14 protein-coding genes are annotated in these 17555 nt (G+C 68.3%); 8 read left to right on the forward strand and 6 right to left on the reverse strand.

The annotated features are described in order from the left end of the window. Positions 1–6: 6 nt before the first annotated feature. On the reverse strand, positions 7–1017 hold the full coding sequence (locus tag O4N75_RS04885; protein WP_269628236.1) for a UbiA family prenyltransferase: 1011 nt from the start codon (positions 1015–1017) through the stop codon (positions 7–9). Between the two features lie 386 nt (positions 1018–1403). Here O4N75_RS04885 and O4N75_RS04890 point away from each other — a divergent pair, with 386 nt between their 5' ends. From O4N75_RS04890 to O4N75_RS04905, 4 genes are all read left to right on the forward strand, one after another. Then, positions 1404–2201, forward strand: a complete 798-nt coding sequence (locus O4N75_RS04890; protein ID WP_269628237.1) for a class I SAM-dependent methyltransferase — start codon at positions 1404–1406, stop codon at positions 2199–2201. Positions 2202–2309: 108 nt separating this feature from the next. Continuing rightward, complete coding sequence (locus tag O4N75_RS04895; RefSeq protein ID WP_269628238.1) at positions 2310–4097, forward strand: ABC transporter ATP-binding protein; 1788 nt, start codon at positions 2310–2312, stop codon at positions 4095–4097. Beyond that, the gene (locus O4N75_RS04900) at positions 4094–5881 is read left to right on the forward strand and encodes an ABC transporter ATP-binding protein (RefSeq protein ID WP_269628239.1); all 1788 of its coding nucleotides are present in this window, start codon (positions 4094–4096) and stop codon (positions 5879–5881) included. The genes O4N75_RS04895 and O4N75_RS04900 overlap by 4 nt, the downstream gene beginning before the upstream one ends. Before the next feature lie 68 nt (positions 5882–5949). After that, on the forward strand, positions 5950–6753 hold the full coding sequence (locus O4N75_RS04905) for a hypothetical protein (RefSeq protein WP_269628240.1): 804 nt from the start codon (positions 5950–5952) through the stop codon (positions 6751–6753). On the opposite strand, the gene O4N75_RS04910 is transcribed toward O4N75_RS04905, so the two are convergent. Beyond that, a complete protein-coding gene (locus O4N75_RS04910) occupies positions 6746–7948 on the reverse strand; it encodes a winged helix-turn-helix domain-containing protein (RefSeq protein ID WP_269628241.1) in 1203 nt (400 codons plus the stop codon). The genes O4N75_RS04905 and O4N75_RS04910 overlap by 8 nt on opposite strands. Before the next feature lie 6 nt (positions 7949–7954). Beyond that, positions 7955–8728, reverse strand: a complete 774-nt coding sequence (gene ppk2 / locus O4N75_RS04915) for a polyphosphate kinase 2 (RefSeq protein ID WP_269628242.1) — start codon at positions 8726–8728, stop codon at positions 7955–7957. Positions 8729–8776: 48 nt separating this feature from the next. Between ppk2 and O4N75_RS04920 the strand changes: the two genes are divergently transcribed. From O4N75_RS04920 to O4N75_RS04930, 3 genes are all read left to right on the forward strand, one after another. Beyond that, positions 8777–9511 (forward strand): 16S rRNA (uracil(1498)-N(3))-methyltransferase, encoded by a 735-nt coding sequence (locus tag O4N75_RS04920; protein WP_269628243.1) that lies wholly within the window; start codon positions 8777–8779, stop codon positions 9509–9511. Positions 9512–9601: 90 nt separating this feature from the next. Then, complete coding sequence (locus tag O4N75_RS04925; RefSeq protein WP_269628244.1) at positions 9602–10960, forward strand: glutamate--cysteine ligase; 1359 nt, start codon at positions 9602–9604, stop codon at positions 10958–10960. Positions 10961–10962: 2 nt separating this feature from the next. Continuing rightward, a complete protein-coding gene (locus tag O4N75_RS04930; RefSeq protein WP_269628245.1) occupies positions 10963–11349 on the forward strand; it encodes a GFA family protein in 387 nt (128 codons plus the stop codon). Between the two features lie 6 nt (positions 11350–11355). On the opposite strand, the gene O4N75_RS04935 is transcribed toward O4N75_RS04930, so the two are convergent. Continuing rightward, the gene (locus tag O4N75_RS04935; protein ID WP_269628246.1) at positions 11356–11844 is read right to left on the reverse strand and encodes a DUF427 domain-containing protein; all 489 of its coding nucleotides are present in this window, start codon (positions 11842–11844) and stop codon (positions 11356–11358) included. Between the two features lie 189 nt (positions 11845–12033). Between O4N75_RS04935 and O4N75_RS04940 the strand changes: the two genes are divergently transcribed. Next, a complete protein-coding gene (locus O4N75_RS04940; RefSeq protein ID WP_269628247.1) occupies positions 12034–13875 on the forward strand; it encodes a peptide MFS transporter in 1842 nt (613 codons plus the stop codon). 72 nt (positions 13876–13947) lie between these two features. Here O4N75_RS04940 and O4N75_RS04945 read toward each other — a convergent pair whose 3' ends face one another. After that, positions 13948–15990, reverse strand: a complete 2043-nt coding sequence (locus O4N75_RS04945) for a TonB-dependent receptor (RefSeq protein WP_269628248.1) — start codon at positions 15988–15990, stop codon at positions 13948–13950. 132 nt (positions 15991–16122) lie between these two features. Further along, complete coding sequence (gene tldD, locus O4N75_RS04950) at positions 16123–17553, reverse strand: metalloprotease TldD (protein WP_269628249.1); 1431 nt, start codon at positions 17551–17553, stop codon at positions 16123–16125. Between the last annotated feature and the right edge of the window lie 2 nt (positions 17554–17555).

Here is a 17555-nt window from a genome sequence, read left to right on the forward strand (position 1 = left end):
GGCGGTCTAGAACCCCGCCACGGGGCCTTTCCAGGCCCCGGCCGCCAGGGCCAGGAACAACAGCAGCCCGGCCAGATAGTTGGACCTGAACAGCGCCAGCGCCAGCGGGCCATCGTTGACGTCGATCCGGGCCGCCTGCCGTGACAGGTGCATGCCGAACAGCGCCGCCAGCGGCAGGAACAGCGGGCCCATGCCCCCGGCCCAGGCGGCCGCCAACGCCAGGGCGAAGCTCAGCACGTAGAAGATCAGCACGCCCTTCTGGACGTTCGCGCCCAGGCGGCGGGTCGACGACTTGATCCCGGCCAGGGCGTCGTCCTCCAGATCCTGGATCGCGTAGATCGTGTCGTAGCCGAGCGTCCAGAAGATCCCGGAGGCGTAGAGCAGCGCCGCCGCCAGGGTCAGCCGCCCGATCTCCAGCTGGTCGGCTGGGACCAGCGCCGCGCCGCCGGCCTGCGCCGCCAGCCAGCCATAGGCGCTGACCGACCCCGTGGCCGCGGCGAAGCCGAGTAGGGCGCCCCAGTTGAAGGTCAGGCCCAGCCACGCCTGCGGCCACCAGGTGATGCGCTTCATGAACGGATAGCCCGCGACCAGCGCCAGGGAGAGCACGCCCAACCCTACCGCCAGCGGCGTCATGCTGAGCAGCAGGCCCAGCGAGATCAGGCTACAGACGACGATGAAGCCCCAGGCCTGGCGCACGCTGATCTGGCCCGACGCCACCGGTCGCATGGCCGTGCGGGCGACCTTGGCGTCGAAGTCGCGGTCGACGATGTCGTTGAACGCGCAGCCGGCCGCCCGCATCAGCGCCGCGCCGACGAAGATCTTGGCCAGCAACAACAGGTCGGGCAGCTTGCCGTCCATCGCCGCGGCCAACGCCGCGCCCTGCCAGCCGGGCAGCATCAGCAGCCAGATCCCCGCCGGTCGGTCGAAACGGCCCAGCTTCAGCCAGGGCTGCACCGCAGCGGGCGCGTGGCGGTCGACCCAGTTGCTGGGCGCGGCGTCGGGCAGTTGGGTGGTCATGGGTTGGCTTTACTCCGCCTGTGGCGTTGCGGCCACTCCTGCGCTGCAACTCTGCGGTGCGGGTGAAATAACGCCGGTCATTGCGATTGACAGGGCGAATCCATGCGCGCAGTTTGCGTCCCGTCGTCGTCCGGCCCCGCAACCATCTGACAGGGAGGTGATCATCGTGGCAGCACTAAATCATCGCCTGCAGATGCCGTCTGTCGCCGTGATCGCCTTCGCAGGACGGTTCCGCGACTAAGTCGCGCCCGGCCCCGGCAGCGGGCTGATCTGCACCTCCATCGCCAGTCTGAAAGCGCGTTCGTTCGCGCAGCTCTGGCGCTCCCCGATTCCACGGATTTCCCCATCGCAACGCGCGAAATCCGTCCGTCTCGAAAGACGACGACATGCCTATCGCAGAACCCATTTCGGTTCCGACCAACGCCCCCCATCCCAATCGCTACGGGGCGATTTGCACAGAGGTCTACGACCTCGACAAACCGCCGGGCTCGCTGCCCGACGTGCCGTTCTATCTGGAGCGGCTCGCGGGGACCGACGGTCCGATCCTCGAGGCCGGGGTCGGAACCGGCCGCCTGCTGATCCCGCTGCTCGAGGCTGGACTGGAGGTGGAGGGCTTCGACCGCTCCGCCGACATGCTGGCCTCGTGCGCCCGCCACTGCGCCGCGCGAGGCCTTGCGCCCGCGCTCCGCCAGGCGCGGTTCCAGGACTTCGGCTACGAGCACGACTTCGCGGCGATCCTCGTGCCGGTCGGGACCTTCACCCTGCTGGACGACTTCGCAGAGGCGCTGGCGGTGCTGAAGCGGTTCTTCGATCACCTCCGTCCCGGCGGGCGGCTGCTGATCGACCTGATGCCGCTCGGCTACCTGGTGAGCGAGCAACCGGACATTCGCACCTGGACGACGCCCTCGGGCGACGTTCTGCGGATCGAAGGCCGGGCCGTGGAGATCGATCTCGTACGCCAGCGTCGGGTCACCCACGACCGCTACGAGCGCTGGCGCGACGGCCGGCTGGTCGAGACCGAGCTGGAGGTGATGGCCTTCCGGCTCTGGGGCTTGAAGGAGTTCGAACTGGCGCTCGCCGCGGCGGGCTTCACGGACATCCTCGTAAGCGCCGACCACCAGCCCGGCCGGCCGCCCGGCCGGTCGAGCCGCATACTCAATTTCGAGGCCCGGCGACCCGTCTAGGGGCGCGGCAGCGGCGCTGGGGTCCGTGCTCCCCCACGGGCCCCGGCGCCCACCCTCGATGTCTCAATTTACCCCCGGCGGCTGCCGGGCCGATTTGCGAAACGCGTTATGACCGACATTCTCGACGACGACCTCGACCGTCCCCGAACCCTGACCAACCGTCAGGTGCTCGGCTTCATGGCCGGGCACTGGATGCGCGAGCCGAAGAAGTTCGCCCTGATCATCGGCTTTGGCCTGATCGCCACGATCTGCGACCTGTCGATCCCCTGGGCGACGCGCGGCCTGATCAACGCCGTCTCCAGCCCGGACAAGGTGACCGACGCGGCCTGGATCGCCTGGGCCTCGCTCTCGGGCCTCTATCTGGTGTTCTACATGTCCCGGACCAGCATGTTCCGGGTGATGAACGGCTTCTACGCTCGGATCATGTCGCGCATGGTCAAGGAAGGCTTCGCCCGCGTGCAGGCCTTCTCCTCGGACTGGCACGCCTCGAACTTCGCCGGCGCCACGGTGCGGCGCGTCAGCCGCGCCATGTGGGGCTATGACAGCGCTGCCGACGCCCTGATCGCCATGCTGCTCCCCACCGTCCTGGTGCTCGGCGGCCTGGCGATCTCGCTGGGCCTGCGCTGGCCGCTGGCGGGGCTGTTCGTCGCGGTCGTGATCGTCGCCTTCGCGACCTACAACATCCTGATGTCGGTGCGTTTCGTGCGCCCGGCCAACCTGCGGTCCACCGCCCTCGACTCCGAGATCGGCGCGGCCCTGGCCGACGCCATCGGCGCCAACCCGACGGTCAAGAGCTTCGGGGCCGAGGAGCGCGAGGAGGCCCGTTTCGCCCAGACCGCCGACGCTTGGCGCTGGGCGGTGAACAAGACCTGGGACCGCTTCAACGTCGTGGGCCTGGGCCAGAACCTGCTGCTGATCATCCTGCAGGCCGGCCTCACCGGGTTCCTCGTCCACGCCTGGGCGCAAGGTCAGGCGACCCCGGGCGACGTGGCCTTCGCGATCACCTCGTTCATCGTCATGGCCGGCTACATGCGCAACTTCAGCGAGATCACCCAGATGCTCCAGAAGGGCCTGGACGACATGCTGGACGTGGCGACCTACATGCGCACCGAGCCGCAACTGAACGACCACGCGCAGGCGCGGCCGTTCCGCGGCGACCTGGGCGAGGTCATCTTCGACCGGGTCACCTTCGGCTACGCCAACCAGCCGCGGCCGCTCTACGAGGGCTTCACCCTGATCGTCGCGCCGGGCGAGCGCATCGCCCTGGTCGGCCCGACCGGGGCGGGCAAATCCACCTTCGTGAAGCTGATCCAGCGTCTGTACGACGTACAGAGCGGCCGGATCCTGATCGATGGTCAGGACATCTCCAAGGTCGGCCAGACCAGCCTGCGGCGCGCTATCGCCGTGGTGCCGCAGGACCCGGCCCTGTTCCACCGCAGCATCGCCGAGAACATCGCCTACGCCAGACCCGATGCGACGGCGGACGAGGTGATACTGGCCGCCAAGCGGGCCCGCGCCCACGACTTCATCGCCCGCCTGCCGAACGGCTACGACACGCCGGTCGGCGAGCGCGGGGTGAAGCTGTCGGGCGGCGAGCGCCAGCGGGTGGCCATCGCCCGCGCCTTCCTGGCCGACGCGCCGATCCTGGTCCTCGACGAGGCGACCTCGTCGCTGGACGTGGAGACCGAACGCCTGGTCCAGGCGGCGATGGAGGAACTGATGGTCGGGCGCACGACCATCGTCATCGCCCACCGGTTGTCGACCATCCGCGGCGCCGACCGGATCCTGGTCTTCGACCGCGGCCGGATCGTCGAGGAGGGCCGCCACGCCGAACTGATCGACAAGGGCGGCGCCTATGCGCGGCTGCACGCCGTGACCGAAGGAACCGAGCTGTGACCGACCACTACGAAGACGCCGAGGACCAGAAGCAGCGGACCCTGCCCAACCGCAAGGTCATCGGCTTCGTCATGCGCTACTGGCTGCGGCGCCCGGGCCTGCTGAGCGGCATGGTCCTCTTCTCGCTGCTCTCCATCGCCGCCGACATGGCCATCCCGCTGGCGGCGGGGCGGCTGGTCGACGCCGTCGCCGAGGGACCGCAGGCGGCGAACGTCGCCTGGGGCGCCTGGGCGGTGTTCGTCGCGCTGTACCTGGTGCTGTCGGTGGTGCGGAACATCGCCAACAAGTTCTGGAACCCGTTGGCCGCGCTGAACATGCGTGACCTGACCGACGAGGGCTTCGCGCGGGTGCAGTCGTTCTCGGCCGACTGGCACGCCGACGCCTTCGCCGGCGCCACGGTGCGCCGGCTGTCACGGGCGATGTGGGGCTACGATCTGGTCTCCGACGCCATCGTCATGTGGATCGGCCCAGCCCTGCTGGTGCTCATCGGCCTCTCGGTGATGATGATCGTCCGCTGGCCGATGGTGGGGCTCTTCTCTCTCGCCATCGTCGCGCTCTACATCGCCTCCAACGTGATCCTGACGGCCAAGTACGGCCGTCCGCTGAACCAGCGTTCGGTGGCCCTGGACTCCCGGATCGGCGGCGCGCTGGCCGACTCCGTCACCGGAAACGCCACCGTCCGCAGCTTCGGCGCCGAGGCCCGCGAAAGCGCCCGCATCGGCGAGATCACCGAGACCTGGCGCGGCGCGGTGGTGCGCACCTGGAACCGCTTCACAGATCTCTGGCTGATCCAGAACATGTTGCTGGCGGTGCTGCAGGGTGGGCTGACGGGCCTGCTGCTGCTGCTCTGGTCCCAAGGCAAGGCGACCCCCGGCGACGTCGCCTTCGGCATCACCGCCTTCCTGGTGATGAGCGGCTACCTGCGCAACATCGGCGAGAACGTCCGCATGCTGCAGAAGGGGCTCGACGACGTCGAGGACGTGGCCCGCTTCGCCGAGATGGCGCCCCAAGTGGCCGATGCGCCTGACGCCGCGCCCCTCGCCGGGCAACTGGGTGAGGTGGTCTTCGAGAACGCCACGTTCCGCTACAAGTCGGTGAACGAGCCGCTGTTCCGGAATTTCTCCCTGACCATCCGTCCGGGGGAACGCGTCGCCCTGGTCGGCCCGACCGGGTCGGGCAAGTCGAGCTTCGTCAAGCTGGTCCAACGGCTCTACGATCTCGACGAGGGCAGGATCCTGATCGACGGTCAGGACATCGCCCGGGTGCAGCAGGGCTCGCTGCGCCGCGCCATCGCCGTGGTGCCGCAGGACCCGGCGCTGTTCCACCGGACCATCGCCGACAACATCGCCTATGCCCGCCCCGAGGCCACGGCCGACGAGGTGGCGCTCGCCGCGCGCCGCGCCCGGGCGCATGAGTTCATCATGCGGCTGCCCCTGGGCTACCAGACCCTGGTGGGCGAGCGCGGGGTGAAGCTGTCGGGCGGCGAGCGCCAGCGCGTGGCGATCGCTCGGGCCTTCCTGGCCGACGCGCCGATCCTGGTCTTCGACGAGGCCACCTCGTCGCTCGACGTGGAGACCGAGCGCGACGTGCAGGCGGCGATGGAGGAGCTGATGGTCGGGCGCACAACCATCGTCATCGCCCACCGCCTCTCGACCGTGCGCAACGCCGACCGGATCCTGGTCTTCGACCAGGGCCATATCGTCGAGGAGGGGCGCCACGCCGACCTGGTGAAGCAGGGCGGCGCCTATGCCCGCCTGCATGCGGTGAGCGAAGGCGCCGTCTGACGGCTGACACGGGCATGGCCGCCCGTGCTAAATGACCCCCAGGACCCGAGCGGTCCTGGGGGAGACGCATGACCTACGTCGAGCAGGTGGTTCAGTGGTTGCGTGACCGTCTGGCGCGCGAGCCGTCGCTAGCCAATCCGCGTGAACTGAATGTCGCCCTGCGGGTGCTGGCGATCTGGCGCTCGCGCGCGATCGCCGACGCCTATGTCCGTCACTATGGCGCGAGGATCATGCAGGGGCCCTTCGCCGGCATGGAATACGTCACCTCGGCGACTGAGGGGGCCCTGACCCCGCGGCTGATCGGGACCTACGAATCGGAACTGCACCCCTATCTCGCGACCTTTGCGGCCAAGCCGCTGGACTGCGTGATCGATGTCGGCTGCGCTGAGGGCTACTACGCGGTCGGCCTGGCGCGGTTGATGCCGGGCGTCACGGTCCACGCCTTCGACATCCAGGACAAGGCGCGTCTGGCCTGCGCTGAACTCGCCGCCAAGAACGGCGTGACGGACCGGGTCGTCATCGGCGAACGCTTCGAGCCCGACGGTTTCGAGGCGTTCAAGGATCGCCGCTGCCTGGTGCTGGTCGACATCGAGGGGGCCGAGGATGACCTGCTGCGTCCTGACCTGTCGCCGGCCCTGGCCGGCATGGATCTGATCGTCGAGACTCACGACGTCTATCGGCGGGGCGTGTTGGATCGCCTGGTCGAGCGGTTCGGCCCGACGCACGACATCGTCCGCCTCGATCCGCACCCCAAGACCCTGCCGCTGCCCGACTTTCTCAAGGGCGCAAGCCACCTGGACCAACTGCTGGCGGTCTGGGAGTTCCGCCTCCAGGCGACCCCCTGGTTGGTGATGACGCCGAAGGCTAGCTGAGCGCGCCCGCCAGCCGCGCCGCAAGGTCGCCCTTCGGCGCGACCTCGACCCGGTCGAGGCCCAGCCAACCGGCCATGAGCTTCAGCTCGGCGGCCAGCAAGGCCGGCGTCTCGCCGTTCGCGGCGGGCTCGGCATGGGCGGCCTGGACCATCAACAGCCCCTTTTTGCGCTCGGCCTTCAGGTCGACCCGGGCAGTGATCGCCTCGCCCTGCAGGAACGGCAACACGTAGTAGCCGTGCACCCGCTTGTGGGCCGGGGTGTAGATCTCCAGCCGCACCCGGGTCCCGAACAGCCGCTCAGTCCGCTCGCGGAACCAGATCAGGTTGTCGAACGGCGAGAGCAGGGCGTTGGCGGTGACCTTGCGCGGGCGTCTCGCATCGCGGTGGAGATAGGCCCCGTTCTCCCAGCCCTTGACCTTCACCGGTGTCAGGTCGCCGGCCTCGACCAGTTCGGCCAAACGCGCCCTGGTCTCGGCCACGCCCATGCGGAAGTAGTCGCGCAGGTCCCGTTCCGTGGCCACGCCCTGGGCCCGCGCGGCGATCCGCAGCAATTCGCGCTGCGCTTCCTCGCGGGGCGGCGGCTCTTCGAGGGCGGCCTTGGGCAGCACTCTCTCGGGCAGGCCGTAGACCCGTTCGAAGGTCCCGCGCCGGGTGGCGGTGGTCAGGTCGCCGACCCAGAACAAGGATTCCAGCGCCCGCTTGCCCTCGCTCCAGCCCCACCAGCTGCCGGCGCCCTTGGCGCCCAGGCTGAGCTCGGAGGCCGGAATCGGCCCGCGGGCGGCGATCTCGTCCAGGCACTTGTCGATGAAGTCGCCGTGGCTGCGCAGGAACCGGGCGATGCCCTTCCAGGTGCCGACCCCGGCGCGGGCGTCGTCCATCCGCCAGCGCAGCAGCCGGTGGGTCGCGGCGGGCAGCAGCGAGGCCTCGTGCGCCCAGTACTCGACCAGGGCCGGGCGCTTGCCCCAGGCGATCTCCTCCAGCAGCGGCCGCGGATAGGCGCCGAGCCGCGAGAACATCGGCAGATAGTGGGTGCGCGACACCACGTTGACCGAGTCGATCTGCACGACCCCCAGCCGCTCGATAGTCTTCAGCAGGTGGCGCTTGCCGGGGGCGGCCGGCCGCCGCTCGGCGAAGCCCTGCGCGGCCAGCGCGATGCGCCGAGCCTCGCGGGCCGAGATCTCCTCCACTCCTGGCACGCGTGGTTACTTGTTCAGGCGGCCTTCGGCGATGGCGCCGATCTCGAACGGGAACAGCACCTGGCTGTCGGGAGCGTCAACGCCGTCGGCGATCTCCTGCGGTGCGATGGTCTTGATCAGGTGGCGCATGACGTTAATGCGCGCGACTTTTTTCTCGTCGGTGACCACGCAGGTCCAGGGCGACAAGGTCTGATGGGTGCGGGTCAGCATCTCGTCGCGCGCGGCGCTGTAGTCGGCCCATTTTTCCTGGGCTACATCGTCCAGAGGGCTGGTCTTCAACGCCTTGAGCGGATTTTCACGCCGCTCCTTCAGCCGCTCTCCCTGCTCTTTCCGGCTGATATCGAGCCAGATCTTCACCAGCTTCAGACCGCTCTCGATCTGCATTTCCTCGAAGTGCGGGACGTCGCGCAGAAAGATCTCCTGGTCCTTTTGACTCGAGAACCCCATCACCCGCTCGACCCCGGCGCGGTTGTACCAGGAGCGGTTGAAGATCACGACCTGGCCGGCCGACGGCAGGTGCGGGACATAGCGCTGGAAGTACCACTGGCTGGATTCCAGCTCGGTGGGCTTGGGCAGGGCCACCACCCGCGTGGCGCGGATCGACATGTGCTCGGTGATCCGGCTGATCGCGCCGTCCTTGCCGGCCGCGTCGCGGCCTTCGAAGATCACCAGCACCTTGTCGCCCGCTTTCATCGCGTGCTGCTGGTAGCGCACCAGGGCCAGCTGCAGCTCCGCGAGCTCGGCCTCGTACGCGTCGTCGCCGTTGTCTGACTTCGCCATGGATCGAAGCCTAGTCCTGAACCGCCGCCCAGGGCTAGAACCTCGTGCATGATCCGTCTTCACGTCGCCGCCGACCTTTCCCAGGACGTCGCCCTCGGGCTCGACCATGGCCAGAGTCACTATCTGACCTCGGTTATGCGCCGGGCGGTCGGCGACGAGGTGCTGGTCTTCAACGGCCGGGACGGGGAGTGGCGCGCGGCGATCGAGGTGTCCGGCAAGCGCGGAGTCATCCTTCGGCCCAAGGCGTTGGAACGGCGCCAAGCGTTCGGTCCGGACCTCGACCTGGTGATCGCCCTGGTCAAACGCTCGCGGGTCGAGACCATCGTCGAGAAGGCGGCCGAACTCGGCGCACGCCGCGTGCGGTTGGTGATCACCGAGCGGACCAACGCAGAGCGCACCCGCGTCGACCGCCTGGCGGCCATCGCCGCCGAAGCCGCGGAACAAACCGGCCGCCTCGACGTGCCGGAGATTTTCGAGCCGGTGAAGCTGGCCAAGCTGATCGAGGGCTGGGAGGCCCCGCGCCGGCTGTTGTTCTGCGACGAAGCGGGGGATGCGCGGCCGGTGTTGCAGGCCCTGGAAGGTGCGGCGCCAGCGCCCTGGTCCATCCTGATCGGCCCTGAGGGCGGCTTCTCGGCCAGCGAACGCGAGGCCTTGCGGAACCTTCCCTACGCCACGCCCGCTACCCTGGGGCCGCGGATTCTGCGGGCCGATACCGCCGCCATCAGCGCCCTTACCCTCTGGCAGGCCGCTCAGGGCGACTGGCGGAGCCATGAGGTTTCCTGAGGCGCCTTGAGGTTTCCTGAATTGCGCCCACCTGTCTGAGCGGCGTAAAGATCGCGCCGCTTTTGGCTGGATTGGGCTGGGGAGAACGAGATGGCCGACGTCGTGACCGACGAGCGACCCCTCACGCTGGAGGACCTGGTCCGCTGGTTCGAGGCCGGGGAAAAGCCCGCCAGTGCTTGGCGCGTGGGCGCTGAGCACGAGAAGTTCGTGTTCCGCCTCGGGACCGCCGAGCCGATTCCGTATGACGGCCCGGCCGGCATCCAGGCCCTGCTCAACGGCCTGACGCGATTCGGCTGGAAGGGCGTCTACGAGGGCGACAACATCATCGCCCTGGAACGCGGCATGGCCAATGTCAGCCTCGAGCCCGGCGGCCAGTTCGAACTCTCCGGCGCGCCGCTGGAGACCATGCACGAGATCTGCGAGGAGACCGGCCAGCACCTCACTGAGGTGAAGACCGTCGCCGACGAACTCGGTCTTGGCTTCCTCGGCCTCGGCTTCACGCCGCTCTGGCGGCGGGACGAGATCCCGGTGATGCCCAAGGGCCGCTACAAGATCATGCGCGAGTACATGCCCAAGGTCGGCAAGCTCGGCCTCGACATGATGTTCCGCACCTGTACGGTCCAGGCCAATCTCGACTTCGGCTCGGAAGCCGACATGGTGGCAAAGTTCCGCACCAGCCTGGCCCTGCAGCCGATCGCCACTGCACTGTTCGCCAATTCGCCGTTCATCGAAGGCAAGCCCTCGGGCTTCCTGTCGGCCCGCGCCAATGTCTGGACCGACACCGATCCCGACCGCACCGGCATGCTGGACTTCGTGTTCGCCGACGGTTTCGGCTACGAGACCTACGCCAACTACGCCCTCGACGTGCCGATGTACTTCGCCAAGCGCGACGGCAAGTACGTCGACCTCGCCGGCAAGTCGTTCCGCAAGTTCATGGCCGGCGAACTGGCCGAACTGCCCGGCGACCGCCCCAGCCTCAAGGACTGGGCCGACCACACCACCACCGCCTTCCCCGAAGTGCGCCTCAAGCAGTACCTGGAGATGCGCGGCGCAGATTCCGGGCCCTGGAGCCGCCTCTGCGCCCTGCCGGCGCTGTGGGCTGGGATTTTCTACGACCAAGCCGCGCTCGCCGCCGCCTGGGACCTCTGCAAGGACTGGCAGGTCGAGGACCACGAGCGCCTGCGCGCCGACGTCGCCCGCCTGGGCCTCAAGGCGCAGGTCAACGGCCGCAGCGTCCAGGATGTGGCCAAAGACATGGTCGCCATCGCCAAGCAGGGTCTGAAGAACCGCAACCGGCTCAGCGCCGGCATGGTCGACGAGAGCGGCTACCTGGCCGAGCTCGAGGACATCGCCGACAGCGGGATCACCCCGGCCGAACGCCTTCTCGAACTCTACCACGGCCCCTGGAAGGGCGACGTGCGCCGGGTGTTCGAAGACTTCGCCTACTGACCATGCTGGCCGGCTCGTGCCACTGCGGAGCCGTGCGCTTCCAGGTCGAGGCGGAGATCACCGAACTCACCACATGCGACTGCTCGCTGTGTGTGAAGAAGAACGCTGTGATGGCCAAGGTGCACGAGAGCGCCCTGATCGTCACCGCGGGCGAGGACGCGCTCTCGCTCTATCGCTGGAACACCGGGATCGCGCGGCACTACTTCTGCAACCGATGCGGAATCTACACCTTCCATCGCAAGCGGGCCGCGCCCGACCACTTCGGAGTCAACGTCTTCTGCCTGGACGGCTTCGATTGGGCCGCCGTCCCGGTGCGCGCCACAGAGGGCGTCGGCATGACGCTGGAGGATCCAGACGCGCGCCCGGAATGGCCCGGGCCGCGCGCCTGACGGCGCCTAGCTTTCGGGGGGCGGCGAGGTGACGTTCGGCGGCCAATGGTCGCGCTGGCTGGCGCCGGCGCCGCTGTCGGTGTGTTGCACGATTTGGTCGACCGCCGCATGCGGGTGCTTTGGATCGACGAGCATGTCCTCGACCGCGTAGACCTCGACCTTGTCCGGATAGAAGGCCAGCCGGCCGCGGATCGCGTCCATCGCCGGGTAGGGCTCCTCGTAGGTCCAGACCGCGTTCTCGGCGAACCGGCCGTCCATCAGGATCGTGTAGTAGGCCGCGTCGCCCTTGTACGGACAATGGGTTTGGCGCTCGCTGCGCGAGAAGTACTCCATCGACACGTCGGCCCGCGGGAAGTACGCGACCGGCGCATAGCTCGCCTCGGTGAGGATCAGGACATCGCCGCTGTCGGCGATCACGTGCTCGCCGTACATGGCGCGCCAGCGGGTCTTGGCCGGGGTGATGTCGATCGGATGGTCGGGGCCGGGGGTCAGCATGGGGACGCTCCTCCTTCGTGCAGATGCAACGCTCAAGGTGGGGGACAGGCTCCCTCATTGCCAAGCTTCAGGCGCCCGATTGCTTGTGCTCGGCCCGGCCGCGTGATCTTCTCCCGCCAAATTAGCCCGACGGGGGCGAAAACGACCCTCTGAAGAGCCGGCAGTCCAAGGAATCGGAATACCGCCCTCATGAACATCGTAATCCTTTTGGGGATCGTCATTACGTTGGCGACCGGGATCCCCGTCCTCATGCAGTTGCTCAAGCAGCATCCGCGAGGGCTGATCATCCTGTTCTTCGCCGAGATGTGGGAGCGGTTCTCCTACTACGGGATGCGCGGCATCCTGATCTTCTTCCTGACCCAGCACCTGCTGTTCGACGACGCCACCGCCGGCGCGCAATACGGCTCCTACACTAGCCTGGTCTACCTGCTGCCGCTGATCGGCGGCCTGCTCGCCGACCGCTATCTCGGCACCCGCAAGGCGGTGGCCTTCGGCGCCCTGCTGCTGGTCGCCGGCCACCTGACCATGGCGGTCGAGGGCAAGCCCGCGACCCAGCAGCTCGTCTATGGCGGCCAGAAGTACGAGGTCGTCGCCGAAGGCCGGATGGAATCGCGCACCGTCAAGCTGATGGTCGGCGACAAGGCCTATGATTTCGGTCCCGCCGAGGGCGGCGGCCTGGAGATCAAGGGCCTGCAGGCCGGCGGCCCGCTGCCGGCCGTCCTGGCCAAGGACAGCTACACCATGGAGAAGCAGGTCGATCCGCTCGGCAAGAACGCGTTCTACCTGGCGGTTTCGCTGATCATCATGGGCGTCGGTTTCCTGAAGCCGAACATCTCCACCATCGTCGGCCAGCTCTATCCGCAGGGCGACCCGCGTCGGGATTCCGGCTTCACCCTCTACTACTACGGCATCAATCTTGGGGCCTTCTGGGCCTCGGTGCTCTGCGGCCTGCTCGGGCAGACGGTCGGCTGGTGGGCGGGCTTCGGCCTCGCCGGCGTCGGCATGGCCCTGGGCTGGGTGGTCTTCGTGTTCGGCAAGCCGCTGCTGCAAGGCAAGGGCGAGCCGCCGAATCTCGAACTGCTGAAGGCGCCGGTCGCCGGCCCGATCAACCGCGAATGGCTGATCTACATCCTCGCCATCCTCGGCGTAGCACCGATCTGGCTGCTGGTGCAGAGCAACCAGCTGGTCGGCTGGGCGCTTGGGATCTCCACCGTCCTGGCCCTGCTGTTCATCGGCTACTTCCTGACGGTGAAGTGCGACAAGATCGAGCGCGAGCGGATGCTGCTGGCGCTGGTGCTGATCTTCGGCTCGGTCGTGTTCTTCACCCTGTTCGAACAGGCAGGCACCTCGCTCAACCTGTTCGCTGCCCGCAACGTCGATCTGATGGGCATCTCCGCGGCCCAGACCCAGTCGTTCAACGCCGGCTTCATCCTGATCTTCGCGCCGATCTTCGCGGCGATGTGGGCCTGGCTGGGCGCGCGCGGCCGCGATCCGAACCCGACGCTGAAGTTCGGCTTCGGCCTGCTGCAGGTCGGCCTCGGCTTCCTGGTGGTGGTCTGGGCCCAGGGCCTGGCCGACGACAACTATCGCCTGCCGCTGATCATGCTGGCGCTGCTCTACATGCTGCACACCACGGGCGAACTCTTCCTCTCGCCGGTCGGCCTGTCCGAGATCACCAAGCTTTCAGTGGCCTCGGTGGTGTCGTTCATGATGGCCGTGTGGTTCCTATCCTCGTCGATCGCCCAGTACGTCGGCGGCATCATCGCCGGGGCGATGGGAACCGAAACGGTCGGCGGCCAGGTGCTGGATCCGGCCGCGGCGCTGGCCACCTCGATGGATGGTTTCAACAAGCTCGGCTGGGCCGGCGTCGCCGTCGGCCTGGTGTTCGTGGCGCTGAGCTTCTTCATCAAGCACTGGGCCCACGGCGCCAACGGCCCGGGCCACGCCCAGCCCGAGCCGATCGCCCCGGTGCTGGACGGTGAACGCCAAGCCGTGAACCCGGCCGCCATCCGGGCCGACCGCGAGAGCTGATGCGGCCTGTCTGAGGCATGACAAAAGGGCCGGACGCAGCGATGCGTCCGGCCCTTCTTCGTTGGAACTGCGTCAGGCGCCGAACGTCTTGCGGATGCGGACGTAGTACATCCGCCCGAACTCCAGCTTGCGGTCGTCGGTGAACAGCACCTGGCTCGATCCGCGCGGGCCGTCATAGACTGTGCGTGTGCGGCGCAGGCCCCGTTCGGTGATGTTGGGCAGTTCGAAGCGGACGATGATGTCCGGCCGCACCCGCCACTCGGCGAAGGGCCGCACGAAGGTCCCCAGCTTGAAGGTCGAGACCTCGTTGAACCGATAGCTGGTCTCGCGCCAGCCGCCATAGACGTCGACGCCCCAGGTCGTGCGCCACTGCGGCAGATCCTGAGAGAAGGTCGCCTCCCACTCCACCGGGCGCAGCTTGGAGATCTCGCGGCTCTCGCCGGTGGTCGGGTCGGTGACGTCCGACCGCCGCCAGGTCGCCTCGCCCTTCAACTGGGCGCCGGTCAGGCCGAAGCGGCCCAGCGGCGCGGTCAGGTTCAGCACCAGCTCGTCCTTGGTCCCGTCGCCGATGTTGGCCGGCGAGTCGAAGATCGCGAACTCGGTGATGATCGGGGCCCGGTCGATCACGTCGGTCAGGGCCGAGCGGCGCAACGTCACGCCGACCACGCCTTCCTTCCAGAACCGCTGTTCGACTGCGACCTCGCTGACCCAGGCCTGTTCGGGGTTGAGGTCGGGATTGCCGGCGGTCACCACGCCCGTGTTCAGCGACGAATCGGCCACGAAGTCGTCGAACGACAACTGCCCGACCACGCGCTCGAAGCGCAGGCGCACCTGCGTCGCCTCGGTCGGCGCCCAGGTCGCCGCAAGCCGCGGCTTCAGGAAGTTCAGGCTCTTTTCCAGCGCCACGTCGCCGGACGAGGAGATCGACGAGGCCTCGTAGCGCAGGCCACCCTCGAGCGTCCATTTGCTGCTGGGCCGCCAGACGCTCTTGGCGAACACCTCGCCGCGGGTCTCTTCGACGACCACGTTGGCGGCGGGCAGCGGGATCGGCGTGCCGCTCACGGTCAGGCGGGTGTCGCTTTGGAGCTTGTTGAACGCGCCTTCGCCGCCGGCCTCGAACGAGAGGGTCTCGCTGGACCGATAGGACAGCACGCCCCGCCCGATGGTCTCGCTGCCTTCACGCTGCAGGTTGAAGCGGTCCTCTTCGAGCGCCTCGGCATAGACCGAGGAGATGTCGCGGTCGCGCGTCTGCCGCAGGCCGATCAGGTCCAGCGTCGCGCGCGAGCCGAGGTCGCGCGTGAAGCGCAGGCCGAGCTCGGTCTCATCGGTGTGGTTGATATCGTCGGTCGTCGCCAGGCCCGCCTCGGGCAGGACGATGAGGTTGTCCTCCTTGAACTTGTACTTCTCCCAGAACAGCCGCCCGTTGATGCGGAACTTGCCGCCCAGCACCGGCTGCTCGTAGGCGCCGGTCAGGGTCTGGTTGCCGATGCCGCCGGTCGAATCGATCTGGCTGACGCGGAGCGGCTGACCATCGGGACCGAGGACCACGCCGGGGCCGAAGTCGCCGCCGTCGTCGGCGCCGAAGCCGTAGCGGGCCGAGCCTTCCCAGTTGCGGCCCTCGCGGCCGCCGGACAGCTCCAGCCGGAATCCGTGCAGGTTGCGGCCGTCATAGATGTGGTTGTTGGCGACGGCGACCAGGCCCTGCAGGCCGCCGCCGGGCTTGCGGATCACGTTGGCGATCACCGTGCGGCCCTGCATGTCGATGCCGGGCGCGCCGCCGCGGATCAGGTCGATACGCTCGATCTGCGCGACCGGCACCCGGCGCAGCAGTTCGTCCAGCGGGTCGGTCTTGCTGGTCGGGCGCTGGCCGTCGATCAGGGCGTTGCCGCCGCCGCCCTCGAAGCCGCGGATCTTGTCCCCGGTGTCGAGCGTGAAGCCGGGCAGCCGCAGCAGCATCTCCCAGGCGTTGGCCGCCTGGCTGTCGGCGAAGAAGGCCGCGGGGTAACTGATCACACCCTCGGCGGCGGGCGCGACGGCGGCGGGCTGAGTGGAAATCCCTGCCGCCGCCTCGGGCGCGGCGAGGGCGAGTGCAGAGGCCAGGGCCGGCGCGATCATGTAACATTGCTCCCCAAAGACGCAGGCAAGTGACCTGCGCCCCCGGGTGCGCGCCAATTAAATCCAGGAAATGTGGATTAATTTCCTGAAATAAATCCGATGATTACGGGTTCGTAACCATCGGTTTCAGGTCTAGATGCTGGTGCCGCCGACGGTCAGGCCGGTCAGCTTCAGCGAGGGTTGGCCGACGCCGACCGGCACGCTCTGGCCCGACTTGCCGCACACCCCGACGCCGGCGTCGAAGTCGAAGTCGTCGCCGATCATCGTCACCCGGGTCAGGGCCGAGGGGCCGTCGCCGATCAGGGTCGCGCCCTTGACCGGGGTGGTGATCTTGCCGTCCTCGATCAGGTAGGCCTCGGTGCACTGGAAGACGAACTTGCCGTTGGTGATGTCGACCTGGCCGCCGCCGAAGTTGGCGCAATAGAGCCCGCGCTTGGTCGAGGCGATCATCTCCTCGCGCTTGTGCTGTCCGCCCAACATGGCGGTGTTGGTCATCCGCGGCATCGGCATGTGCGCATAGGATTGGCGCCGGCCGTTGCCGGTGGCGGTCATGCCCATCAGCCGCGCGCTCATCCGGTCGTGCATATAGCCGACCAGAATGCCGTCCTCGATCAGGATCGTGCGCTCGGTCGGGGTGCCTTCGTCGTCGACGGTCAGCGACCCGCGGCGGCCGGGCAGGGTGCCGTCGTCGAAGACCGTGACCCCCGGGGCGGCGACGCGCTGGCCGATCTTGCCGGAGAACGCCGAGGTGCCCTTGCGGTTGAAGTCGCCCTCCAGCCCGTGGCCGACCGCCTCGTGCAGCAGCACCCCGTTCCAGCCTGGGCCCAGGACCACGTCCATCTCGCCGGCGGGGCAGGGGACGGCGTCCAGGTTGACCAGCGCCTGACGGATGGCCTCGTCGGCCTGGCCCTGCCACTTGTCGGGCGCGATCCAGGCGTCGAAGCCGGCGCGGCCGCCGGCGCCGGAATAGCCGCTCTCGCGCTTGCCGTCCTTCTCCAGGGTGACCTGGACGTTCACCCGGCACAGCGGGCGCACGTCGCGGATCAGGCGGCCGTCGGCGCGCAGGATCTCCACGATCCGCCGCTCGCCGGCGATGCTGGCCATCACCTGCACCACGCGCGGGTCGCGCGCCCGCACCCAGGCGTCGATTTCCTGCAGCAGGGCGACCTTGTCGGAAAAGGCGGGCGAGGCGGTCGGATCGTCCTCGCCATAGAGCTTGGTGTTGGTGGCGCGCGGGCCCTCGGCCGACACGCCGGAATAGCCGCGCTTGGCCAGGGCCGACGATTGTCCCGCACGCTTGATCGCCGCTTCGGACACCTCGCTCGAATGCGAGTAGCCGGCGGTCTCACCGGCGACCACCCGTAGGCCGAAGCCTTCGGACGAATCGTACGAGGCCGACTTCAATCGCCCGTCGTCGAACAGGAAGGCCTCGCTCTCGGAGCGTTCGACGAACAGTTCGCCGTCGTCGGCGCCGGCCAGCGCCTCGCCGAGGATCTCGCGGGCGCGTTCGGGGGCGACTCCGACGGAATCGAGAATCGAGGCGGCGGGGGCGAGGGCGTTCATCG

Origin of the sequence: Phenylobacterium sp. NIBR 498073, from assembly GCF_027286305.1 — a bacterium.
GTDB lineage: Bacteria > Pseudomonadota > Alphaproteobacteria > Caulobacterales > Caulobacteraceae > Phenylobacterium.